This window comes from Pseudomonas sp. R4-39-08, assembly GCF_003852275.1.
Classification (GTDB): domain Bacteria; phylum Pseudomonadota; class Gammaproteobacteria; order Pseudomonadales; family Pseudomonadaceae; genus Aquipseudomonas.
Map to the genome: position 1 here is coordinate 4,731,895 of NZ_CP027733.1, position 24,216 is coordinate 4,756,110.

General features: G+C 53.1%; 22 protein-coding genes and 2 pseudogenes. 15 read left to right on the plus strand and 9 right to left on the minus strand.

Translation table 11 applies throughout. From position 1 onward, the window contains the following. Positions 1-61: 61 nt before the first annotated feature. Together C4J88_RS21820 and C4J88_RS21825 are read left to right on the plus strand one after the other, a co-directional pair. A pseudogene (locus C4J88_RS21820) lies at positions 62-236 on the plus strand (UTRA domain-containing protein); the annotation flags it as partial. A gap of 65 nt (positions 237-301) precedes the next feature. Beyond that, the gene (locus C4J88_RS21825) at positions 302-3,430 is read left to right on the plus strand and encodes a membrane-targeted effector domain-containing toxin (protein ID WP_124408085.1); all 3,129 of its coding nucleotides are present in this window, start codon (positions 302-304) and stop codon (positions 3,428-3,430) included. A gap of 187 nt (positions 3,431-3,617) precedes the next feature. Here C4J88_RS21825 and C4J88_RS27475 read toward each other — a convergent pair whose 3' ends face one another. Next, complete coding sequence (locus tag C4J88_RS27475; RefSeq protein ID WP_164485270.1) at positions 3,618-3,788, minus strand: hypothetical protein; 171 nt, start codon at positions 3,786-3,788, stop codon at positions 3,618-3,620. A gap of 652 nt (positions 3,789-4,440) precedes the next feature. Here C4J88_RS27475 and C4J88_RS21830 point away from each other — a divergent pair. Genes C4J88_RS21830 through C4J88_RS28170 form a run of 3 tightly spaced genes read left to right on the plus strand, consistent with a single transcriptional unit; the run spans position 4,441 to position 6,187 of the window. Further along, entirely contained in the window at positions 4,441-5,490 is a 1,050-nt protein-coding gene (locus C4J88_RS21830) for a DUF262 domain-containing protein (protein ID WP_124408086.1), read from the plus strand. Between the two features lie 26 nt (positions 5,491-5,516). Then, positions 5,517-5,915, plus strand: a complete 399-nt coding sequence (locus C4J88_RS27850) for a hypothetical protein (protein ID WP_124408087.1) — start codon at positions 5,517-5,519, stop codon at positions 5,913-5,915. 20 nt (positions 5,916-5,935) lie between these two features. Then, the gene (locus C4J88_RS28170; protein WP_372238024.1) at positions 5,936-6,187 is read left to right on the plus strand and encodes a hypothetical protein; all 252 of its coding nucleotides are present in this window, start codon (positions 5,936-5,938) and stop codon (positions 6,185-6,187) included. A 1-nt stretch (position 6,188) separates the two neighbouring features. On the opposite strand, the gene C4J88_RS21840 is transcribed toward C4J88_RS28170, so the two are convergent. After that, the gene (locus C4J88_RS21840; protein WP_124408670.1) at positions 6,189-7,487 is read right to left on the minus strand and encodes a DNA methylase; all 1,299 of its coding nucleotides are present in this window, start codon (positions 7,485-7,487) and stop codon (positions 6,189-6,191) included. 347 nt (positions 7,488-7,834) lie between these two features. On the opposite strand from C4J88_RS21840, the gene C4J88_RS21845 reads away from it, so the two are divergent. The 7 genes and pseudogenes from C4J88_RS21845 to C4J88_RS21880 all read left to right on the plus strand — a co-directional run bounded on the left by C4J88_RS21845 (position 7,835) and on the right by C4J88_RS21880 (position 13,020). Beyond that, on the plus strand, positions 7,835-8,422 hold the full coding sequence (locus tag C4J88_RS21845; protein WP_124408088.1) for a hypothetical protein: 588 nt from the start codon (positions 7,835-7,837) through the stop codon (positions 8,420-8,422). 497 nt (positions 8,423-8,919) lie between these two features. After that, positions 8,920-9,294 carry a TraK family protein gene (locus tag C4J88_RS21850; RefSeq protein ID WP_124408089.1) on the plus strand — a complete coding sequence of 125 codons (375 nt, stop codon included), beginning with the start codon at positions 8,920-8,922 and terminating at the stop codon, positions 9,292-9,294. A gap of 105 nt (positions 9,295-9,399) precedes the next feature. After that, positions 9,400-9,608 (plus strand): annotated as a pseudogene (locus C4J88_RS21855) (TraC family protein). Between the two features lie 2 nt (positions 9,609-9,610). After that, positions 9,611-9,835 carry a hypothetical protein gene (locus C4J88_RS21860; protein WP_081095871.1) on the plus strand — a complete coding sequence of 75 codons (225 nt, stop codon included), beginning with the start codon at positions 9,611-9,613 and terminating at the stop codon, positions 9,833-9,835. Between the two features lie 254 nt (positions 9,836-10,089). After that, positions 10,090-10,884, plus strand: coding sequence for a P-type conjugative transfer protein TrbJ (gene trbJ / locus C4J88_RS21865; RefSeq protein ID WP_080153553.1), 795 nt, complete (start codon positions 10,090-10,092; stop codon positions 10,882-10,884). Positions 10,885-11,077: 193 nt separating this feature from the next. Further along, positions 11,078-12,697 carry a P-type conjugative transfer protein TrbL gene (gene trbL / locus C4J88_RS21875; protein ID WP_124408091.1) on the plus strand — a complete coding sequence of 540 codons (1,620 nt, stop codon included), beginning with the start codon at positions 11,078-11,080 and terminating at the stop codon, positions 12,695-12,697. A gap of 2 nt (positions 12,698-12,699) precedes the next feature. Beyond that, entirely contained in the window at positions 12,700-13,020 is a 321-nt protein-coding gene (locus tag C4J88_RS21880; RefSeq protein WP_124408092.1) for a hypothetical protein, read from the plus strand. A 799-nt stretch (positions 13,021-13,819) separates the two neighbouring features. Here the strand turns inward: C4J88_RS21880 and C4J88_RS21885 are convergent. From C4J88_RS21885 to C4J88_RS21895, 3 genes are all read right to left on the minus strand, one after another. Then, a complete protein-coding gene (locus C4J88_RS21885) occupies positions 13,820-14,566 on the minus strand; it encodes an AAA family ATPase (RefSeq protein ID WP_124371595.1) in 747 nt (248 codons plus the stop codon). Between the two features lie 324 nt (positions 14,567-14,890). Beyond that, positions 14,891-16,534 (minus strand): GMC family oxidoreductase, encoded by a 1,644-nt coding sequence (locus tag C4J88_RS21890; protein WP_124408093.1) that lies wholly within the window; start codon positions 16,532-16,534, stop codon positions 14,891-14,893. Positions 16,535-16,790: 256 nt separating this feature from the next. Continuing rightward, complete coding sequence (locus C4J88_RS21895; protein WP_256657781.1) at positions 16,791-17,750, minus strand: LysR substrate-binding domain-containing protein; 960 nt, start codon at positions 17,748-17,750, stop codon at positions 16,791-16,793. Positions 17,751-17,899: 149 nt separating this feature from the next. Between C4J88_RS21895 and C4J88_RS21900 the strand changes: the two genes are divergently transcribed. The 3 genes from C4J88_RS21900 (at position 17,900) to C4J88_RS21910 (ending at position 20,207) form a co-directional block, all read left to right on the plus strand. Then, on the plus strand, positions 17,900-18,757 hold the full coding sequence (locus C4J88_RS21900) for an SDR family NAD(P)-dependent oxidoreductase (RefSeq protein WP_124367216.1): 858 nt from the start codon (positions 17,900-17,902) through the stop codon (positions 18,755-18,757). A gap of 2 nt (positions 18,758-18,759) precedes the next feature. Further along, positions 18,760-19,503, plus strand: a complete 744-nt coding sequence (locus C4J88_RS21905) for an SDR family NAD(P)-dependent oxidoreductase (protein WP_124367217.1) — start codon at positions 18,760-18,762, stop codon at positions 19,501-19,503. A 122-nt stretch (positions 19,504-19,625) separates the two neighbouring features. Further along, a complete protein-coding gene (locus C4J88_RS21910) occupies positions 19,626-20,207 on the plus strand; it encodes an NADPH-dependent FMN reductase (RefSeq protein WP_065883890.1) in 582 nt (193 codons plus the stop codon). Positions 20,208-20,806: 599 nt separating this feature from the next. Here the strand turns inward: C4J88_RS21910 and C4J88_RS21920 are convergent. From C4J88_RS21920 to C4J88_RS21935, 4 genes are all read right to left on the minus strand, one after another. Beyond that, on the minus strand, positions 20,807-21,394 hold the full coding sequence (locus C4J88_RS21920) for an ABC transporter ATPase (protein ID WP_225926956.1): 588 nt from the start codon (positions 21,392-21,394) through the stop codon (positions 20,807-20,809). 151 nt (positions 21,395-21,545) lie between these two features. Then, complete coding sequence (locus C4J88_RS21925) at positions 21,546-22,424, minus strand: helicase RepA family protein (protein WP_124408095.1); 879 nt, start codon at positions 22,422-22,424, stop codon at positions 21,546-21,548. A gap of 3 nt (positions 22,425-22,427) precedes the next feature. Next, a complete protein-coding gene (locus tag C4J88_RS21930; protein WP_024777066.1) occupies positions 22,428-22,658 on the minus strand; it encodes an AlpA family transcriptional regulator in 231 nt (76 codons plus the stop codon). A gap of 303 nt (positions 22,659-22,961) precedes the next feature. Then, positions 22,962-24,170, minus strand: coding sequence for a site-specific integrase (locus tag C4J88_RS21935; protein WP_124408672.1), 1,209 nt, complete (start codon positions 24,168-24,170; stop codon positions 22,962-22,964). Positions 24,171-24,216 lie beyond the last annotated feature (46 nt).

Here is a 24,216-nt window from a genome sequence, read left to right on the forward strand (position 1 = left end):
GCGGCGCTCTCAGTTTTTTCGCGAGCAAGCTCGCTCCTAAAGAGCCACGACGCCAACGGCCATCGAAGCCGTGCCTCGCAGCAAGGACGACCAGGCACATTTAGACCTCGATGGCCAAAGCCATGTGATCGTGGTGAGTAACCAGACGTTTTTTGCAGGATGGCCGGCAGTTCGAGTACACCGAATCACGACACACCCTGGATAAGTTCTACTTCTGCGATATCGCCAGGCGATAATTATCTACCCGCCGCCCTTCTGAAGCGCTTGGCATGCTCGGCTCTCCCCCCTCAAGGAGAGCAGCATGCCGCTTACCGACACATCCCCCGCCGCCCAGCAACAACTCAAGGCCCTGGCTCCCGTGGTGCTGGATGCCTACCCGAATATGCAGACGATGGCCATCGAAACCGCCCGTGAGATTCTCGCCAAACATGGCCTGGCGGATCTGGACCCCGATCATGTGTACTGGCACCGCTTCAACGGCGGCTACAGTGACCCGGCGACTTATACCGGTTGGAGCCATAACGAAAAACCGCAGGAGTCGATGACGCTGACGCAGTTGGTCATTCACCGCTTCAATGTGCATGACCAGGACAATGCCGACCTGCTCGACGGCGACGGTGGCTTCTATCTCGACGGGCCCGAGGCGCGGCTGTTCGATCACCACAACGAAGTGCGGCTATCGGCCCGAACAGTGCTCGACGATTTCTGGGCGATCAACTTCTGTGATCGCTACACCACCCGCATGGAGGACTTCTGGAGCGCCCACTTCGACGACTTCCGTACCCTGGCCAAGGTCAACTGCCTGGCCCAGGCGCTGCAAGCCCGCCAGGCCGGGCACCTCACCGAGCCCCAGCTGCAAACGGTCCTCCAGGCTTTGGCCAGCAACTTGCCCTGGCCCCCGACCCTGTCCAATCTGCACGCCGAGTCACCTACGGTGGATGGGCTGCGTGTGGCGGCGCTGGATATCGGTGGGCATATCGCCACGGACATCCTGCGTATCGTCGACCACGCTGGCCGGCAAATCCTCTACGTCCCCGGCGACGCCCAGGCTTTCCATTGTTGCGAGACACCCGCCGACCTGCATTTCTGGCTGCTGAACCAGACCAATCATCCGGACAACCGCGCCCGGTTCATGGCCCACTTCCCGCTGTCAGCCCAAGTCCAGCAGGACGACACCGACGCCGTGACGTGGAAGCAGATGCTGCTCACCCCCGTATTGATCTATCGCACCGCCCAGGCTCTGACGGGTACCCTGCCGCCGGACTGGGTGGACAAGGGCCTGTACCACCAACTCGACCAGCTGTTTATCGACTGGGGCACCTGGAATCACCATCTGATCAACCAGACCGACCAGACGATTGAAGGCGATGCGTTTACCTGGCTGGCACAATCGAGCCAGGCACGCATGCACAACGATGCGGACTTCTCGCTGCGCAGCAACGGCGACCTGCGCAAGAAACTGTGGATCGGTTACTTGAATGCCTTTGGCAAAACCTTCGGCCCGATGGCGGTGGCGGGCTGGCCGGTGGCCTTGGTGGTCGTGGGGGCGAGCGTGGCGAATCTCGGCCTGAATATCGACCAGGCCATCAACGGTAAAACCCTCGCCGAACGCCGCGCCGGGGCGCTGGGCGCGATACTCAGCGCCATCGACACCCTATTCAACCTGGCGCTGCTGAAAGCCGACGGGGTCATGCCGGATATCGTCGAAGCGACCGAAACCCTGGCGGTTGAAACCCCGCTTCCCGCAGCCCCCCTTGCGCCACCGCCGATACCCGAACCTACGGTACCCGCCGCCTACCAGACCAACCTGATACTGGAAGGCGAAACCCTCGATACCGCCCCGGGAAAGTTTCAGCAGGTTTACTCCCTCAGGTCCACAGGCGGCATGCCCCAGCACGCCATCCTGCTGGACGATCAGGCCTATTACGTACGTTATGAAGGCGATCCCAATGGCCGTGGTTACTGGGCCATCGTCGACCCGAACAACCCTCATGGTTTTTCCGGATCACTGCCGGTGCGCCTGAATGAGTTCAATGAATGGGAGCGAGTGTCCGGCGGCACGGGCCTCAAAGGCGGTGGCGGCAACTCCAGTAAAGCGGCAAAGGAAGCGGCACCCTCGCGCCACACACCGCCGCAACCTGTGGCTCAGCCGCCTGACGACGTGCGCAGGGTCACCACCCAATTCGATACCCCGCCATCGACGCGCCCGGAAGTAAAACGCTGGGCAATGGGGCTCAATGAAACTCACGTTCAAAGCCGTTTCGGCCGCATCGACCGTTTCACTCACTATTACGGCGCAACCCACCGCAAACTGCTGCAATTGGCGCAAGACTTCTACAACGAACTGCCCTGGACCCGCTTGCCGGCTCGCCCGAATATTCCTGCCTTTGAACCCACCGCCACCCTTGATGAAGCCCTCGAGCGCCTGCCCGACGAGATACCCGGATACGTCATCGGCGAAACCCTCGATCGTGTCGCCAGCACCCGCCTGGTCATCGAAAAAATGCCACTCTTTGCACGCAAGGGCGTCAAAACCCTGTACATGCGCCGCCTGCTCAATGACTTCGCCCAGGATGATTTGAACCTCTACTTCCGCACAGGGGTTATGTCCGAGGACCTGGAAAATCATCTGAGCCAATTGGGCACTGACCCGTCCGGGCAATTCAACGAACTGGAACTGGTCAAGGTCGCCAGGGACAACGGCATACGTGTTCAGGCAATCGACTGCGCAGCCCATTACAAATACCCCAACCCTGTCGCCGACCTGTCAGAACAAGTCACGAGCAATTACCTCGCCCACACCCTTATCCAAACCGATAGGGCCCTGAACGGTGGCGGTAAGTGGCTGGTACTGACGGGCGCGAGAAACATCAACACCTTCAATGGATTCGCCGGCCTCAGTGAGCTGGAAGGTGGCGGTAAGTGGCTGGTACTGACGGGCGCGAGAAACATCAACACCTTCAATGGATTCGCCGGCCTCAGTGAGCTGGAAGGTGGCATCGGGCTGCGTGTCGAAGAGGTGCTGCCTGGGCAAGGTCACGATGTACGCCTGGACCCCGGTGTCGCCATAGATCGCGACAATGCGCCCCAGCTTGAAAGTACCGACGATAGCTTCGACACCTTCCATGCCGACCTGCGAGTACAAGTAGAGGCGCCTCTGGTGCGGCGCACTGTGCAGCAAAACCATCGGCTGTTGTTTCGCAAGGGCATGTACCTGATAGATGAAAGCCAGGGCAACTACACCCTGCTGCACCACAGCAGAGACAGGGGCATCGTCAGCACACCCATCAATCGGCTGGCCGATGGCAGCGTCTACATCGACCGGCCGGCCTGGGCTGCCGTCCATAACGTGCACTTCCCAACGCTGGAAAAGCTGTCCAGCGCCCTCACTAACATGGGCATGAGCCTGCAAAGCCGGCTGCCCATCTGACAGACAATAAAAAACCTGGCCTCGGCCAGGTTTTTTAGTCACTCAACGCTGGCCATGTCGGCCAATGTTTATTCCCACTCTATTATCAATATTAAATAAAAACCCATATATTTCATATAGTTAAAAATCCAAATGTTACCTATACCATGGAATATACCATTCCATCATACCCGCGGGGATTTGTGAATCAGCTTGACTGGCCCACTTCCGGGACGAACGCCTTGGCGATCTGCCTTAGTAGAATGGCCAGCTCGGCAGGGTCGCCATTACGGCGTACCTCAGTCAGTAACTCGGCCGCATAGTCAGGACAGGACGCGAACAGCTCGGCCATTGCCTCGTCGTGGGATCGATCTTTCATCTGTTACCCCTCTCTCAGCTAAGCATGCGATTCAAGTTTACATCCGCAATCCTGGGGCTCGAGCGGGTCATGGATAAGCGAGCAGTTGAACCAATCCAGCAAGACCTGAGCTTAATCCTACGAAGAGTGCAATTCTGAAACGCTTCTGGTATGGCCGGTAATGAGAGCTCTCGATCTTCTTGAACTCGTCTTCTCCGATTCCAGCGTCGTTCCTCGCGTACAGGGCCATTTGCAAATAACGCTTAGCACTGTCCGGATCACGTTTCGCGTCAATGTAATGTGAATAGTTCCAGTACGAAATGCCAAGCGCTGTCGCGCAAAGCGTCCATGAAACGGCCTGAGCGACCAATCCTGATGTCGACACGTTGTTCTTTCCTACCTAGACAAGCCGCCAATGGCGACGCGAAAAACGCGGCTTTTTTATAGCCTTGGCCCCGCGTTGGACCGAGGGCTTGAGCTTACCTGGGAACGGTGTCAGATCTCCACCGGGGATGTCAAAATGTTCAGATTGGTAACGATTAGCAGGGCGTGCCATTACATCGTTATACTGAGGCGTGAGCAGTCGATATGTGTACGAAAATACATACAGACGCTTGTCTTGGCATCACATAGCTCATGTCAGCTGGACGACTGGTCCACGAAAGGGATAAAAATGGCACTTGCAACGAAAAAACTCGGCTTAATGCAATCTCAGCTTGAGACAAAACGAAAAACTGTTTCGTTTGATAGCTATGACCTGTCAGTTAGACAAGTTTTAGATATGGTCGAGTCTGGAGATATATTCGTGCCACCAGAATACCAGCGACAGTTCATTTGGGACGCTGATCGACAATCAATACTCGTAGAATCTGTACTACTGGGAATTCCCGTACCAAGTCTGTTCATGGCGATGAACTCAGACTCTACTTGGGAGGTTGTTGACGGAGTACAACGACTAGGATCACTCAGCCACTTTGTAGGAAGCCAAGAGCTTTTAGCTAAAATACATCGCGCCAACCCACTCATAGTGAATGGATTAGAAAAGCTGAGCGCATTCAACGGTACAGGTTTTATAGACTTTCCAAAATCTATGCAATTGCAGTTTCTAACTCGGCCAATCCGCGTCACAGTACTAAACGACAGGAGCGATCTTGCAGTACGCTTCGATCTTTTTGAACGCCTCAACACAGGGGGCGTATCGTTAACCGATCAGGAAATCAGGAACTGCGTCTATCGCGGGCCATACAATGACGATCTTAAAACACTATCGACGCTCGCTGACTTTAAGTCTTCAGTTAAAATAACAGCCAAGAACGAATCTAACGGCACTTACGAAGAGCTAGTACTACGGTTTTTTGTTTATCTTTATCGTTACAATGACTTCAACCACGCAGTCAAGGAATTCATGAATGAATATATGAATAGCGTCCGACACAGCGTAATCCCACTGTCAGACAAAAAGCTATTTGGCGACGTGATGGAAATATTAGCAAAGGCCTTCCCTAACGGTATAAACAGAGGCCGAGGCGGGTTGACGCCTGTAAACTTATTTGAAGCACTTTCCGTTGGAGTTGCCTTAGCTTTAAAGCAAGGCAAAAAAATCGACCTTTTGAAGCTACCAGTACTAGCTAATGACGAAAATCTAAAAAAATTTACAGGTGCCGGCTCTAATCAGAAAAAATTTGTAGTTGGGCGTATCGAATACGTACGTGATGCTTTATGACAATTTGCCAACTTGCACGAGAAGGGATGAATGATCGACTATCAGAATCGCGCTTACTTTATTCAAGCATTAAGAATTTAGAAGTGATAGACGGCACACCTCAGCCGATGGGACCTATGTCACTGACGTTACGTGGTTTAATCTATGTATCTTTATATGGCGCAATCGAATATTCAGCAACGCAAGGAGTACAAGCATTCATCAACCACCTTTGTGGCCTCAACATACAGACAAAACATCTCGAACAATCATTATTTACCATCGCCCTTGACTCGCAATTAAGCTCAGCTCGAGCTGGGTCAGAGAAAAAAAATGGGAAGCACGACGAGATATATTTTCACACCAGCAGTCTACGTCTTTATGCGCTATACCTGACACCGTTTTTGGAAGCTACTTACACAATGTCTATCCGAAAACAATCTTAGAAATTTTCTGTTGCTTAGGAATCGCAAAACCGGCGACTCAAAATCCTAGTGAAGTAGGTTACTTCAAAGAGATAACTGAAAAGCGCAACGCGGTTGCTCATGGTCGCGAATCCGCAAGCGAGGCGGGTAGAAACTTATCATTGAATGAGCTGGAAATACGATTAAATGCCGTATATAGCATCTGCTCCTACTTCTTTGATTGCTTGGAAGAGCAGGCAGACAGCTTGAAATTTGTAAAGGCTAGACATCGCGCTATTTACAGACAAGCATAAATCAGTTCTTTTCGAGCACTAATACGCTTTCCACCGTCTGACGTTTTTTAATATAAACTTTTGATTTTTTATTCAAATCTACCATCGAGCGAGCCGCTACGAAATCTGCGTGATAGTTCAGCCCCAAGCCAACATGACGGGCCATCTCTTCGATAATAAGCGCAACATCATTCCTAACCTCTTTATAGTAGGAATTCTGAACAACCAATACAAACGGAGCGCCATGCTTGAGTACACGCGCTGCCTCTGCGACAGAATTATACAAAGAATCAAAATACTGAATGTGACTCTTCAAATAATAAGTACCTGATGCTTTAGATCGATGATTTTTAACTTTATCTAGAAATTCCAAACAAGTCTCCCCCCACTCAACTCTTTCTTCCGAACCGGTTCTCGGAACAGTTGAGCTTCCAGTAAGGTCTCGGCGAAGCTGTGCGAACTTCTGGCCTCCAACCCGAATCACTGCAAGCTCAACGTAGGTAGCAACAGCATAGTCAATACGAGTGCAATATGGCGGAGAAGTCAAAATGGCATCAACAGAATTTTCTGACAATGGCAAGTTTTTCGCATCAGAAAGAATCAACTGTACCTGGTCGAGATTGAGGTCTCTATCCCGAGGAGAGATGGCCTGATGAACACTTAATTGCTCGACCTCCTTGATAAAAAGCCCGAACACCTCCTCCTTTGGCACATACTTTCTCTCCTCTGAGCTCTTACTGACTTTTATCCAAGTAGGATTCGAAGCAACAAAATTTGCAGTTAGCCTCCGCACCACTCTAAATAAGGCTAGATAAAAAAATGCCGAGAGCGGTGTTAGCTTTTGAAGCCCCTCCGAGGTATTCAGCGGAACATAGGTGGCATGAGAGATCAATGTTGAATTTATGCTTTCTTCAACGCGTCGAATATTCGAAGAAGAAGCCGAGTCAAACCAATGGAAAAGGGGGTCAGAATCGAAATCAATCTTCAGACGCTCAGCTTTTTTTACAATAGACACAGCAAGCGGCAACAGACTTTTTAAATCCAGCACGGAAACTAAAGCCGCTTTAGCCACAATAATCATTGCGGGATTTAGGTCCGAGCCAACTACATTAAACCCACACTTCAAAGCTGTACTTGTTGTAGTACCACTTCCGTTCCATTGATCTAATATTACTGACTCTGGGGCAAGATCCAAAACCCCAAGCACACTCTCCACAAATGACTCTGAAAACCCAGCATAATAAGGAAACAGCTTTCGCGCCTCTGCTTCAAGCGGATTCAAATGCCTTTTGGGGTTAGTTATGGATGAGTATTGAGGCATATTCTGCAAAACAACTCTTAATAAATCATGACCGAATCTCCTCACATTTTACATTATCCAAGAACAATATGCGAGCACTATAATAAATAACATTTTTAGCCCAACATAAATAATTCAATAACGGGCGTTAACCGGCCTGCCAACCTGTTCTTAGTTAATTCTTCGAGGTCTCAACGAGTACGTTTTTAAAACGCTTCAACTAATGGAGAAATCATGCTCACCATCACAACTCGGATAGTTCTCGCTCAACCGTAGGTACCTTTCAACTGGCTAGAGACGCATTGCTCATGCACCGAGAGAGTGAGACTCTAAGCCAAAATAACGTGGCACCGAGATCGAGACATAGTATGGATGACGATTACAGACAGTTTATTGCAGACCGGCCGACACTTACTGAGGACAGAAACCACCCGAATCATTGGCGAAACCGTGCTGCGGATCTTAAAGCCTCAGCAGGTGCCCTTTGGCATTCCATGGGTCCGCAAGACTCTGCCATCGCCTCCGAGCTTGGCTATGCACCTGGGTATCGCATGGCTGTTGCTTGCTGGCCCGTTTATCACATGCTCTGCGGGCTCTCTCTCGAACTCATTATGAAAGCTGTTCTTGCCCAACGCGGCTTTTCGCCAACGGAGTTCAAGGGGCACAAATTCGAAAACCTTCATCAGCTGCTTGGCGTGCCCTTGAAAAAAGATCGAGCCAAGTTAATCGCATTCTACGAGGCATCACTGGTATGGGCCGGGCGCTACCCCACACCGCTTTATACGGATGATGAGAAGCTTCTGACCTACTACGATCTCGCCAGTGATGTACTGACGAAGCCAATCGACTTGGGGTCCACTGGCGTTTTGAATTTCAAGACATCGAGTGGCGCAACAGATTGGGAGCATTTTTTAAAACTATGGAATAGCTACGCCATCCTTTTCGACGAAACGTAATTTTTACACCTGGCATCTCCCCAAATTGGGTGCTTAACGCATCGCAATTTAAAGTGCGGATCAATAGCCCAAACCACGACTGGCTTACCGCATCGACGGGCTGGGGCCTTTCTTTGGTGCCGCCTGTCGTGGTTGACCCTGTTTTTGCGCTGCGCTTTTGCCTTTAGACGCGGAAGCGGCTGTGCGCCTCGCAGAGCAAGATCCGTCGAGCTGAAGGCGAGTAAGGGTAGGTGGTGGAGGCCCTAGCTGCGGAGCAGCGTAGGCCTACAACACACATCTTGCCGTCTGATCTTCTGCAATTCTAGGCAACTTGCCCGCCTTAGGTTCGCCTTACCGCACTTTCGGTTATCTCTGACCCAGAATTGCCCTAAATCTCTTTGAGTTGCGTTAAATTGCGTTACAAAGATGAAAAATCTCCTTTAATTTCCTAGAATTTCCTTGAGTTGCCTAAAGCAAATGCTGACCACTAGTGCGACCACATAAACAGGAGACGCCAAATGACAGACGGGCCGAAAAAGGTCTATCGCGGCGCAGGGCGAGTTGCCTTTCTGGCCAGGCTTGATGACTTTCGTAAGCTGATAGATGCAGGGCATCCGCTACGTGCGATCTATGACGATTACGCTGAACAGCTTGGCATTGGCTACCCGCAATTCACCAAATACGTCGGCAGGTATGTACGAAAGGAAAAAGACGATGGGCACCAAAGGAAAGGCTCTGGGCAATTCACATCGCAAAGCCTCTCACCAGCCCCGACAGGAGTCGTAAGAGGACATCCTGAGCACAGCGCCACACCGCCTTCCAAACCCGGCTCAAAACGTGCGGGATTCGACCACAACCCAAATAGTGGAAACACTCGGGACGACCTGATATGACGCTCCACGAAACAGCGAGGCCGTGTAGCCCCTTTAATTTGGGCGAGAAAATGAGGTAGAACTTTTCAGTCTGTCTAAATTTACCTCATTAAAAACGGTGAACCCATGGCTCGAAAAACTCTAGCAGAACGCCGTTCTGACGCCCTTTCAGAGCTGGAAACAGCTAAAGCAAGATTGGCGAAATTGGATATGAGGCGGCTGAAAGAATTGGAAGAATTGCAATCAAATCAGGATTGGTTAATCTTAAAATTACAGACGATCAGATTCGGGAAGAATTCGACAATATTGTAGAAAGGATCAGAAAGGGGGATTGATCATGAAAACCGCTCACCGCATCAGCTCATTGGCCAACCAACTCAACGAACTGCAAGCCTACCTCGGTCAAGCCAGCGGGCGACCTAGTAAAGCCGTTAGAGAAGCCCAACGCATTGCGGCAGAGTTGGCTTCCTCGCTCGAAAACTGGCACCTAGAAACGCTACACATCCCTGAAACGGAGCGTGGTCACTATCGGACCCAGAACCCCTATTACTCAGCTCACTAATGCGTTATGCCATTTCATCAAAAGCCCACTTCGGTGGGCTTTTTTTTGGCCGTGAAAACACATCCCGCTGGAAAGACAGACAGGTCCATGCCTAAAGAAAATGTCAGCAAAATCAGGTTGCTACGTGTCAATCTCACCCAGCCAGCGCCCGCAAGTCATTGATTTCTATGCGGATAGATACTTATCCGCATGTTCCAAACCACCATATCAGCCAATAATCAGACCTCGAACCATGACAAAACGAGGTGTTCGGCATGAATACGGAATTGCTGAAATCGCCGATTTCATCGGCTCGAAAATCGAGAATACGTACTGCCCTTGTTTTAGCAATGAAAAGCACAAGCCTTAGCGTGGGTCTCTACCTGGCACCACCCCCCGCATATGCCATCTACTGCTCAAACTGCTCGACGTTCTATCAACAGATGTTTGAGTACGCCGAGGCAGTCAACACGGCGCTGAACACTGCAGAGCAGCTTCAGACGCAGATTCAGCAGTATCAGAATATGGTCACCCAAGGCACGGGCTTGCCAAGCACCATGTTTGGCAGCATCGCGGCCGATCTTAAAAACGTGGCCAACCTTTACACCCGTTCGCAGTCCCTAGGCCGCCAGATCCAGAATATGGACTCTCAGTTCAACACCGCTTTCCCCGGCTTTCAGTCCTACCTAAATCAAGCCGCGAACTCAGCAGAAGTACCAGCTCATGAGCGCTATCAGAAGTGGTCGGAACAAGGCAGCAACAACGTAAAGACGGCACTCGAGGCGGCAAACCTCAATACCAGCAAGTTCGAGTCTGAAGACATCCAGCTTGATCGCATGGTGGCCCGTTCGCAGTCAGCCGTAGGCCGCATGCAAGCTATACAGGCGGGCAACGAAATCGCCTCCCAGAATGTGCAGCAACTCCAAAAACTGCGCGATCTGATGGCCACCCAAATCAACATGCAGGGCAACTACATGGCTCAGCAAGGCGACCGGAAGGCCGCTAGCGAAGCCGCTGAACAGCAGTTTGAAGCGCGCAAAAATACACGCGGCGGCGTGAAGGAGTACTGAGAATGACTATTTCGAGATGGCTCATCGCGTTGATGTGTGCCGGGTCCGTACTGACCGGTTCCATGGTCACCATGATGGTTCAAAGCAATAGCGAATGTACTGCTGTGGCTGAGCAACAACGGCAACAGCGTGACGCTGATCTCTCATTTGAGGCGCGCCCGAATACTCGCGGCGGCGTGAAGGGGTACTAGCTATGGATCCTCGTCTATTGTTGTTCCTCACCTTGGCTGGTGTGTTCGTGGGCGGAGATGCTGTGGCGGCGACCGACCTCTCCCATGCCGATACATCGATTCAGGGTCTACTCGACCTCGTTTTGCAACAGTCGCACCAGTGGTCAGGGAAGCTGTATGACTATGCGATCAGACTGTTCTGGCTGCTGGCCTCGATCCAGTTCATCTGGACGTTCATGCCTCTGGTCATGAAGCAAGCCGATTTCGGCGAGATTCTCGGCGAGCTGCTGCGCTTCATTCTGGTGATCGGTTTCTTCCTTGCAGTCATGAAGTACTCGGTGGAATGGTCGACGGCCATTGTCGATAGCTTCCGTGATGCGGCGGCATCGGCGAGCGGCCTCGGGCGTGCATTAGAACCCGGCGATATGCTGGCAGTTGCGCTGGATTTTGGCCGCACCATGGTGGAGGGCATTTCAGTGTTTTCTCCAGCCAAGGGACTTCTAATCGCTGTATGCGCAATCCTTGTGTTGGCATGTTTCGCCTTCATCGCTGCATTCATGTTTGTCACGCTCGTAGAGTCTTACGTCATCATCAATGCTTCCGTGCTGTTCATCGGCTTTGGCGGTTCGCAATGGACGCGGGATTTTGCAATTGCGCCGATGCGCTTCACCGTTGCGATTGGCGCCAAGCTATTTGTACTAACCCTGATTGTCGGCCTGATCATACAGTCGGCAAAGCAGTGGTTGTCCGCCTACACCAATGACGAAGCGTCATTGATGACGATGGTCGGTTTGGCCTTGGTGTGCTGTTACCTCACGAAAACAATTCCTGACCTGATCGGTGCCATGATTAGTGGCACGTCAATGGGCGGCGGCTCGGCCATTGGCGGGATGGCAGTGGCCGGTGCTGCCGGGGCGGCGGCTGCGGCGGCCACCATTGCCACAGCCGGGGCCGCGGCTCCTGCTGCCGCCCTCGGAGCTGCCGGTACTGGTAGCGCTGCCGGGGCTGGGGCGGCGGGTATCGGTGGACTGGGCGGCGGCGGTCTGGCGGGGGCGATTAACTCCAGCTTTGCCGGTGCCAACTCCGCAGGCGGTGCCGCGTCGGCTATGGGTGCAGCGGCGTCCTCCGGCGTGGGTGCCAGCACCGGCGGCGCAGCGGTCAAGGGTGCGAGTTCCGCAGGCGCGAAGGTCGGCGGCAGCTCCGCCAATCTTGCCGGGCAGGCGTCGGCCCCTCCGTCTTCTCCAAGCAGCGGCGTACAGCAGGCCGCCAAGCAGGCCGGAAAGACCGCGCGGGGAAACGACAACGAAGACCAGCAGACAACCCCAAACGGGGGAGTTGTCAGCTCCGGCAGCGCACTTGCCCATGCGGCCGACGGTGGCGCAAAGATGCTCGGCGTGATGGCCTCGATGGCAGTGCCAGGTATGGAGAATGCGCACGCCTTGTCTCTTGGTGCAGGATCTCCGCCATCAGTTTCCGACGATACCAACTCGACCACTCCAACCAATGGAGCAGAACCGGTCACGGAAGCTTCACAAGCTGAGCCTAACGTCATCCGTCCGGCCTCGAATACTAACTCTACTTCCGGTCGCCTCGCCTCGCTCAAAGTGCCGGGAATGACCTCGAACGATCAACCGGAGAAATAACCATGATGGACGTTCTGATGTTCGCTGGATTTGTAGTATTTGCCTCGACGTTCGCCATCGGCATGTGGGCGCTCAGCAGATGGCTACGCAGCAAGGGCTATGGGCCGCAACTCGATAGGCTGGATCGCCAATTCACGGCCTTGCAGCTACGAGTAAGCCCGCTGGCCTTGTCGGCTTCTTATCGCATGTTTGCCGGGGCGCATACCATGAATCGTTTACCTCTGCTGGGCAGCAAGAGTAGCGCCACTCTGAACCAGCAGGTGTTGATGGCCATCCAAGCCGCGCAGGAAGCACAGAAGCAAGATAAGCGCGGTGAGCACTGATCGCTGGCCAGCCCCACAGAACCCCGCCTCAGTGCGGGGTTTTGCTTTCTCCCCCTTTGGTGTTACGAACACTCCGCACCTTCGGTGCTGCGCGTCCCGTGGACAACGCTTCGCGTTGACACACCGGACTTGCGGCTACTCGTGATATTTCATCACGGGGCTACTCCCGGCTATGCCGGACAAAATCCCGGGAGGCTTCGCCACTAGTAATACGCACGGACATTGAACACCTGCACCTGGCATTGCCGATACCGATACGGATGGGCTTATGCCAGCCACATGACAACCCTCGAAATCACCGCGAGCGGGGCACCGTCAAAAGCGCGGGGGCTTCTCCATTAGTAATACGCACGGACCTGTCTCAGTTCCGTCTATTACACCCTGTAAGGCCCTGTGCTGTATCAGCACAGCATCCCGTTACCACCCGCTAAAAAGCGCCTTACGGCCTGTCCTGCGGCATTTTGGCGAGCTCGAAAGGCAGGATGTCCAAGGTGGTTGAGGTGGTGTGTATTCGACTGAGCGAATCTGCCTGCGTAATTGCATAGACTTGACCACTCATTTGCATCCGTGCTGACCAGCCGTTTGCATTCGACTTGACCAGCACGCGCCGTTGTGAAGATCGGCAGAGAACGGCCAGAAGCGGCCATTCTCCTCGAAATCGGCGGCATCTCGATCTACGCTAAACAAGGCAGTAATGCCGTCGTATCTATTAAGTCGCGATCGGCAACAATTCATTTTTTTTGCGCCAGCGAACTTGATAAACGCTCTAACCATCGATGTTATTTAGTGCCTGGACTAACTAAAAATCATGCTTTTCATCAAATAGCTTGCTCATAAAGCTTTCAGGGTTAGCAAAGTAACTTTTCATAATTAGGTAGTTTTCAGTTTCTGAATATTCCTTCTCTTCCAATCCACTATTGGTAAACTCCCAAATTCTGGCGCCCGGGTAAGCAATTAAAATTGGTGAGTGAGTTGCAATTATGAACTGCGAATTTTGTTTTGCGAGTTCCGCTATACGTACCAGCAGAGATAATTGGCGTTGGGGAGATAGCGCAGATTCAGGCTCGTCTAGTAAATACAATCCGTTTCCTCCGAACCGATGTAAAATCAGATCCATAAAAGCCTCCCCATGAGACCTCGTATGAAGATCGTTCCCCCCGTATGAGTCCTTAATAGCTGGCCCGCCAGGTCCGCAATCCAACTTATTCATCTCTGTAATTACATTATAAAAACTTTCTGCGCGATAAAAATAGCCATCTCGAGGTCGCTTTGCGGTGCGTGACAAGCGCAATGCCTTGGACAGTAGGGATTTTTCATCGCTGGAAGAAAACTTGAAATTCTTACTGCCTCCCTCATGATTAAAGCCACATGAAACTGCAATAGCCTCTAAGAGGGTTGACTTACCGCTACCGTTTTCTCCAACGAAAAAATTTATCACGGGGTGAAGCTCGATTTTGCTAATTGATTGAATTGAAGGCAAATAGAAGGGGAAATTATTCTCTTCTCTATAGTTCTCTAAGATTTCAATTCTCTTAATGTAAGGCATTAACTTCCTAGCTGTAGTTATCTTATTTAATGGTTATAGCTATATGTATGATAGTTAAGGTAATTATAAATGGTCTTTCTGTGGTTTGACTCTTTTTTATAAGCACTAGATATGTCTGACATAAAAGTAAACCATTCTTGGCTCGCGCCGCAGTTGCGCCGCTGTTTCGGTCAAACTCCTAATCTCCAATTTATCGTCTATTGACTGCGTTTGCTCAACGGTCTCCGTATATTTTATTCAATTTCAGATTGTGGTTCTTATTGCAGAGTTCGGCTTTAGCGATCCAATGATTGATGCTCCAGTTTTACGCTGCGTTCGGGGAAATTATCGAGTCAGGTGGGCACCAATCCGTTCGGCTAGCATGATAGTAGTAAGATTTGTCGCCACCGATGGGATATCCGGGATGATAGAGGCATCCACAACACGCAGTGCCGCTATACCTCGCACCGCGCCCCAATTGTTGACTACGGCGGCCTTGTCACCGTCCGCGCCCATCGGCACGCTCGACGTGGGGTGCTGATAGCCGGCGACATTGTTTACGATGTTTTGTCGCAAAGCCTTGCCTTCAAGTACGCTGCTACCCGGTGTCATTTCATGGTCAACCAAGTCAGCAAACGGTGCACTGCGGCCAATCTTGCGAGACAGTTCTACAGCTTCGACCATGCGATCCAAGTCATTTTCCTGTTCAAAAAAGTTGTACCGGATGTTCGGCGCAACTCGGGGGTCACGGCTGGTCAAGCGTACGCTACCGTTGGATTTAGGTAATGTGACGGCGCATGCCAGCACTATCGCACCGCCGGTAGGGCTTGCCTTTGGGTCGATCAGGTGTGTACCGGAGATATGTAAGTCCAGATCGTCCGGTGCGGCGTGTTGCGAACGAGTCCAGGCGATGGCGCCGCCGGCTGGGGTCATAGCAATTGCGGAGGTCTTCAGCGCGTAGACGTTGAAGAAAAACGGATGTTCTTGCAACCGTTCACCTACCGGTAGATCAGCGACGGTGGCGATTCCCATCTCGCGAAGATGGCCTTGTGGGCCGATACCGGAGCGTAGCAGGATAGCGGGGCTGCCTATGGCACCGGCCGACAAGATCACTTCGCCGGCTGGAACTATCTCGCCGTCTACTAGCAATACACCTATGGCGCGTTCTCGTTCTATCAGGACGCGGTCGGCTTCAGCGTGGCCGCGGATAGTGAGGTTGGCGCGAGCCCGCACGTCTGCACTTAGGTAAGCCATGCCGGTATTGATTCGGGTGCCGTTGATGACATTCAACGGGTAGGGACCTACGCCGTGCTGGCGCGCGCCGTTGAAGTCATCCACGAGCGGCAGTCCAACTGACTCGGCAGCCGCCACGAAAGCACGCATTGAGATAGTATTCTGCGCAGCAGTGCGCTGACGCACTGGAAATGGGCCGGTACGTCCATGCCATGCATCTTCGCCAGTGGGCGTGTTTTCCATCGCTCGGTAGGCGAACAGCACTTCCGGCCAAGCCCAACCTTCGATTCCGCGTCCGGCCCAGCGCGCAAAGTCGGCAGGACGCGCACGCATCGCCACAGCAGCATTGACCGCGGAGCTACCACCGATCACTCGGCCGCGTGGGATGGCTATGTCGTGACCTATCCGAGCTGAGTCGTCACTATGGTAATGCCAGTCGTATTCGGGAGAGGCGGCAACTAGGTCGGCGTTCGTCAGCACTGCTGGATACCGATCGGGCGCAAAGTCGGGACCTGCGTCGAGCAGCAGCACACTGCGCAGCGGGTCGGCACTGAGACGTGCTGCAAGGACGGCACCGGCAGATCCACCACCGACGATCACCACGTCAAACTGCTTGCCAGTCCGAGTGGTCTCTTTAGTTTTACTGGAGCTGCGCGTTGCACCAGAGGCAAACGTAGCAGCGCCTGCCGTCATTGCAACCAGCACTGCCTGTGCTCCCAAAGCTATCGCGCCGCGTCGTGTGATTGTCAAAGTCATAGATTCCAGATCAGGTATCGTTTGTGCCGTCGAGGATGAGAGGCAAGAAACCATGGTAGGAATGCGTACCTGACCCAGCAAGACGGGGTTTCTGGAATCTGTGTCCGGTGGTATGGACGTCGAGAACTCCCCCTATCTTCGGCGCCTACCCGCTCGGTAGTGCCGCCGTAGTTGCTGTATTCGGTAAAAAAATGTGCTGTATTCATGGAGAAGCCGCTGCAACGATTTGCCCAGCGTATTAAGGATGGCTTTACAGCTAGAGGATCTTGGGAAACTCCGAAGCCAAGTGATCCAAGAAAACACGTACTGACGGCAGCAATCCTTTGCGGGAAGGTACCAGTGCAGTGATCCTGGCATCGCCAGCTATCCATTCGGGCAGAACTCGATGAAGCTCACCACGCGCAACGGCCGCCCGCGCGATGTAACTCGGCAGGGCCACAATCCCAAGCCCGCTGATAGCTGCATGTTGCAGGCTGAGCATGTCTTCGCTTTGCAGCCGCGGCATGATGGGCACAGCAATTTCTTCGATCGATAGAGTGACATGGCGCAACCGCCAGTTCATGGGGGCATTAGCTCGCGCAAAGAAAATCGAGGCGTGGCTGCTTAGCTCCGCTGGCGTGGCCGGTGCGCCATGTTCGGCCAGATAGCTTGATCCGGCGAACAGAAACCAGGGAGCGACCCCGAGCATGCGCTGGACAAGATCGGAGTCCGGCAATGGAGCCTCATGCGCCCGGATGGCGACGTCGTAATTTTCGCCTACAATATCGATGGTTCGATCGGCCGCATGAGCGACCATATTGATCTTGGGATAGACACGAAGGAAGTCAGCGATCATGCCCGCCATGGCGAAATTCATGGTCGCGACTCCAGCGGTACACCGGATGGTCCCGACGGGTTCCAACAACCGCTGACGCACTGACATTTCTGCCATCTCCGCTTCTCGCAGCGCGGCCAGCGCGTGCTGGTAGAACTCTTCTCCTGCCTCGGTCATACCGAAGCGACGCGACGTTCGGCTGAGCAAACGCACACCTAATTCGCCCTCCAATTGTTGCATGCGGTGGCTAAGCGTTGACTTGGGCATACCGGTACTTGCAACTGCGGCAGTAAACCCACCGCGATCGACCACATTGACAAAAATAAACAGATCGTTCAGGTCCAGCCGATTCACGTATGGCCCAATCATAGGAAGGCAATTTTTAATCTTGAAGATTTCCAAGGGTACCGTCTAGAACTATGTGGTTATTTGGCAATGTTTCGCTGGGAAGGAGCGTCCAATGAGCGGGAAGTTGAATCTGGACAAACCGGCTTGTTGGGGGGAGGCCCAATACCTAACATCCGGTGAATAACCAAACCCCGGAGCAGAGAATGAAATCAATAAATGGCAAAGTCGTCCTCGTTACTGGTGCCTCATCGGGATTGGGGCGCGAGTTAGTGCATCAACTGCTGGAAAAAGGTGCGCTAGTCGCAGCCACCTTTCGCAAGCAAGAAGAAGTGGATTTCTATAACGGTAAACATGCTGCGCAGGGCATGGGCGTTTTGGTAGACGTGACAGACGATGTGGCGGTCAAAACGGGTGTGGCCCAGGTGCTGGATCACTTTGGCCGTATCGACATTGTCGCCAACTGTGCGGGTGCTGGCACAGTGGGTGCAGTTGAAGAAATGACGGATCGAGAAGCGCGGCGTGTATTCGATCTGAATTTCTTTGGCGGCCTGAACATCATTCGCGCTGTAACCCCTGCGATGCGCAAGCAGCGCAGCGGGCACATCATTCAATTCTCTGCAATCGGTGGCTTCATTGGCTACCCGGGCATGGGCGTGTACTCGGCCGCGAAGGGCGCTACTGACATCCTGGGGGAAGCACTGGCAGGTGAACTTGCACCCTTTAACATCGCCACGACTGTGTTGACCATCGGTGTATTCGAGACCCAATTTGCGGGTCGCTCACTGGCTTACGTCGAGCAAAAAATCGATGACTATGAAGGCACACCCGTCGGTAAGTTCCGTGTAGCTATAGGTGGTCTGCAAGGTAAGCAGCCGAATGTTCCAGGAAAAGGGGCGTTGGCGATTATCAACCTGATGGAGTCGGATCATCCACCCGTACACGCGGCCTTGGGTGCCGATGCGATGGGCGGAATGCGTGCAAAAATGGCCAAAGTCGAGCAGGAACTTGTCCAGTGGCAGGGCAACGCAACCTCTACAGAACGCAGCATCAACGGAATCTGATCATGCGAATGACCAACAAAGTTGTACTGATTACCGGCGCATCGCGCGGGCTCGGATTATCACTGGCACGTCGTTTTGCCAGAGAGGGGGCTTCCGTTGCGTTGACGTACAACACTGACGCTGCCGCAGCCGACCGAAATGTCGAGGCGCTCGTTGCTGAGGGCGCTCAAGCAATGGCCATCGGGGGAGACATCAGCGACCCGGACGCTGTCAAAGCCATATTCGCAGCAGTGCTGGCTCGATTTGGGCGCATCGATATTGTCGTGGCCAATGCTGGGCGGGAGCTTATCGACACACCGATCACGGAAATCGATAACGCGATGTTCGAGGCTGTCACCAAAACCAATGTGTTTGGCACCTTCTATACGCTTCGCGAAAGTGCGCGCCATGTTACCGATGGTGGACGCATCATCGTGATTTCGTCCACTACGACGATCGTACCGAACGCAGGCTTCACCGCGTATGCCGGAAGCAAAGCCGCCGGCCGGCTTTACGTTGAATGTCTCGCGCAGGAAATGGGCAAGCGTAACGTCACGGTGAACGGTGTGGTACCGGGGCCGCTACGTGACGCCGGTGTCATCGCTAACCTTCAGGAAAATGACTATCAGGCATTGGCACAGTTGTCGCCATTTGCGCGCTTGGGCTCTGTCTCCGATGTCGAAGGCGCCGTGCTTTTCCTGGCAAGTGACGATGCAGCTTGGATTTCCGGTCATCACCTGGTTGTCAACGGCGCCGCCAAAGTATAGGGCAGACCCGCATGACCAGGCGGTGGGGCAGTCCTCATCGTTCGGCCACCGTTCGACGTCCGTTTTTTTGTTCTTTTCAAATTGATTACCCCCTTTAAAGCCACTTAAATCAAGGTCCCATCATGTCGCCTAAAAAGATTGCCGTCATTGTCGGCAGCCTGCGCAAAGAGTCGTTGAACCGCCTATTTGCTCAAGAAGTAATCGCGCTTGCGCCACCGAGCCTTTTATTAGAAATAGTCGAGATCAATGAACTGAATCTGTTTAACCAAGACTTGGAAGAAAACGGTAAGAGTGCCCCTGAAGCCTGGACTCGTTTTCGCCAAAATATGGCGTCGAAAGATGGAGTACTGTTTTTCACTCCCGAATACAACAGGTCAGTTCCTGGTGTATTGAAGAACGCCATTGATATTGGTTCTCGCCCTTACGGCGAGTCTGTGTGGGCAGGCAAACCTGCAGCTATCGTAAGCGTATCGCCCGGTGCCAGCGGCGGCTTCGGTGCTAACCATCATTTACGTCAGTCTATGGTATTTCTGGACATGCCACTTTTGCAGCAGCCGGAAGCGTATATCGGTGGGGCGACAAGGCTACTGGGGCCAGGCGGAAATTTGAATGACGACGGAACTACTCAGTTCTTGAAAAAATTCATTGACGCCTTTGCTGCATGGGTCGAAATCAATACCGCCAAGTCAACGGGTTTAATCTAGGGCGCTAGAAACTCTCTGCTTTGGCTGATCTAAGGCGTTATATGAGTCGTCTCAGGTTTCACGTACGGCCTTAGTGTCCGCTAATGGCCGATTGTGTTGAAAAAGTCGGTTTGTCCAAAACGCTCGGATACTGATAGGTAAAAACACCTGTTTTGCGTGCTGCTACATGAAATCCGAGGCGTGAACCTTCTGCCGAAAACACAGATTTCAATCTCGAGCGCGAACTTTTCTACCGTGGAAACCGAAGCCGACCTTTTCAACACAATCGCTCGATGACTGCCTGTCGCCAGCGGCAGCAATGGGCAGCTCTCTACCGATCATGTTTACTAAGCGTGCTGGTCAAATCCGATGCAATCGGTGGTCTAATCGAATGCAAACGCCTGGTCAAGTGGAGTGCAATTTCGCATCTGCCCTTCCTTTTGGTGCTCAACGGCCGTAGGCCGACCGGCAAGGCCGGACCGCGCCTAGGCGCGGTCTTTGCCGCGCAGGACTGAATATCCTGAATATCCTGCTAACTCCGGGCGGGTGTGCGACGTTTCGGGCGAGTGTGGGACGCTATCGGGCGGATGTGCGACGCTTTCGGGCGGGTGTGCGACGCTTTAAGCGTTACCAGGGCCTTTTTTCCTTACCCTAGCGCCGTCGATAATCAGCCCTAGTTCATTCAATTTGTCCGCTTCTTCCCTTAGTCTGAATCGTGCATCGCGGATTGCCTTGCTGAGCACCCTACCGGCGACGGCCACAATAAGCGTGTCGAGATACCATCCGCCTGTTGGCTCTACTTTATGGCTCAAAACGTGCCGAGCTACAGCTTGGCTGATGCCGTGTTCTAGACGCGCAATTTGCGCGGGGTCGTAGTAGAGATGTAAATCGTGCTGAAGTAGCATTACAAGAGCAACGCCGAGCCGCACCTTCCACAGACGCCGCTCCCCCCCCGTCAGGGGATTAGGTCGCGTCTTTTCCGAAGGAACTACGTGGTCAATCAGCCCACCTATAATCGGAAAATCGAATTGGGGTGTTTCGATGGTTATGGTTGCAGCTCGTAGCTCCGCCAATAGCTTTTCAAGCTGGGAGAGACTGTAGCGACTTTCTGACAGCGTTTTCCGCAAGCGGGCAGGGTCTACCAAAAGCTCAATGCCGCCATCGTCGACTACGCGCTTACGTTCTGAGCAATATAAAATCGCATCCATAACGTCGGCGTGTCTCTGGCCTAGTCTGCCTACCACGCGGCAACGCCCAAATGATGTATCGGCCCAATCGCCTGCGCGATGCTGCGGGCGCTGGCTAGGCTGATAAAGCATCACTCGGGCCAGTGCGCTAGTACTGGTGGGGGTCACGACGTTACCACCGCTCATCGTCACTCCCACTTACGATGTGCAGGACGCGTTCTTTCTTAACCGCCTCCAATACCACCGGTACAAGCACGCCGCCATCGTGGCGCTTGTACCATTGTTCGAGCGGAGTGGCATCGTAGTTCTGCTTGCTAACACCGAAACGAACAAAGAAACCTCTTCGGTCGTTACCGATGGGCTGGCGATCATAGGCGCGGTCGCTGAGAATTTTGGCCTGCTCCTCCGTCATCTTTGCGACAAAGCCGCACCAGCGGGCGTTGTCGATTAGAGCGGATGCGCCTCGTGCTGCCTGTTGCTGATCGGTTTGCCCCTCGCGGGCACTGCCCTTGCTGACATGGTGCAGGTACAAGACTGATGCCCCAGTATTGGTCGCGACGTGCTCAAGCGTGGCGACTAGCCGTGACATGTCGCCGTTGCTGTTCTCGTCTCGGTCGTGAATTCGGCTTAGGGTATCCAGCACTATCAACCGGGCACCTTCGCAAAACTCTGTTATACGGGCAAGATGCCGATCATCCATGACGTTCAGTCGTTTACCCATGATCGACTCAAGAACGAGGTTCTTCGCGATGGCCTCGCGTGCCTGCTGATTTAAGTGCTGGCCTATGGCATGGATGCGGCGCACCAATGCGACTTCCGGGTCTTCTCCAGCGAAATAGACGACTCGGCCAGCGCATGAGGGGGCAAGCCCTACCAGATCACCGCCGGCAACGCTGCATGCGATAGCCATCGCCGCTTCCAACGCCCAGAAGCTTTTCCCTGTAGCTCCGGGAGCTACCAATGCTCCCACTGTGCCGGCGAGGAAGCCGGGCCATATGAAGTCCAGTGTGGGCGGTTCGTTCTCGAATGCTGCCCGTAAGTCAATCGCCACAACTCAAGCTCCCATTCCGGGACGCGTGGCCGGGCCGGATTGCCTGCACGTATCAATCCATGTCTCGACCTCTTCCAAATCCCAAACGACCTTCCGGCTGCTAACGGCAATACGACGAGGGAATTTCCCCTGCTTTTCGAAGTTATAAATCGTCCGCTCACACAAGGGGATCATTGCCAGCAATTGCTTTTTGCTGATGAGCACTTTGCTCGACTTCCTCGATTCTTTTTCCACACCGAACTCCTCGTTTTGTCGCATTTGAGGTTCGATTATTGCCCCATATTTCCAGAGCATTCCACTCATATTTATGGATTTATTCCCTTCAAAATCAGCACCTTACTGTCCTACAAACGTATAATTCCGGACAAAAGAGACAACGCGATGTCGTTGTTCTTTCAGGAGTTTTTTCCGTCAAAAACCTCAAAAAAAACGTGTCCCACAAACGGGTAGTTTCCGGACAAAAAAAAACCACGAATGTGGTTTTTTGATAGAGAAAAATAGATCAGATCCCGCTCAATCCAATCACGAAAAACGAAATCAACTCTCTGAACGCGTTCTCTTGCGCGTCCATTCATCAATCATATCCGCCCAATCCTGCAGCATCGCCCGACGCTGATCGCGGTATTCAGCCTTGTTGTAAACGGCCCGTACGCCCTTCTGCTCGTGCGCAAGGCACTTCTCAATCCAGTCTGAGTTGTAACCCGCCTCATGCAGCAGCGTGCTCGCTGTGCGTCTCAAATCATGCGGTCCGAACTTGCTCAACGGCTGCCCTTCTTTCTGCGCAAGCCGGTAGGTTAGCGTCAGCACCTGATTGATCGTCGCGGTGCTCATTGGCAAATCGGAATCGTACCGAGAGGGAAAGACGTAATCCGAACCACCGGCAAACGTCTTCAGAGCAATGAAGAAATCCAGCGCCTGCTGAGATAAGAACACCAAATGAGCATTGCGCCGCTTCATCCGCTCTTTCGGAATGGTCCACAGGGCTTCGCTGAAATTGATTTCGTTCCAGGTAGCGTTGGTCAATTCACTTTTACGAACCATGGTCAGCAACAGCAGCTTAGCGGCGACCCTAACGGATGAGGCGGTGCCGATGCGGTCCAGGTACTGATACATCAACGCGATTTCGTCAGGCCCTAGAGCGCGATCACGTGGCTCGAATTTAGCGATGCTTGCAGGACGCACCAGATCAGCCGGATTCTCAACCTTCTGGCCACGCTCTATCGCCCATCGGAACACCTGCATCACAATCTCGCGGGAGTGCACGGCCGTAGCTGGAGCTCCTCGCTCCACGATTGCATCAGTCAGCGTTCGCAAATCCTCATGATTGATTTCCGCCAGTTTCTGATTACCGAAGTGCGGCTTTAGCTCGCGCTCGTAAACCGATCGGCGCATGTCACGCGTCGAGTCAGCCATCTGATACCCACGCAGCCATTTCTCAGCCCACGCATCAAACGTCTCTGCCCCTTTGGTGCGTGCCTTGGCACGGGCTTTCTCTTTGGCAGGTGACTTACCCGCCGAAACCATCTTTTTAGCCTCACCCAGGCGCTCTCTGGCTTCCGCAAGTGTGATGCCACCCACGCCATAACGACCGAACGTGATGGTTTCCTGACGGCCATTGATTGAGTAGTTGTAACGAAATGAGATGGAACCGGCAGCGGTGACCGCCACGTACAGCCCGTCGCGGTCGTTCACCTTGTAGAGTTTTTCTTGCGGTTTGAGGTTACGCAGCTTGGTATCGGTCAGCATGGCAGTTACGGATTCCATGGAAAAAAATACCATGCTCAGAAAGCAC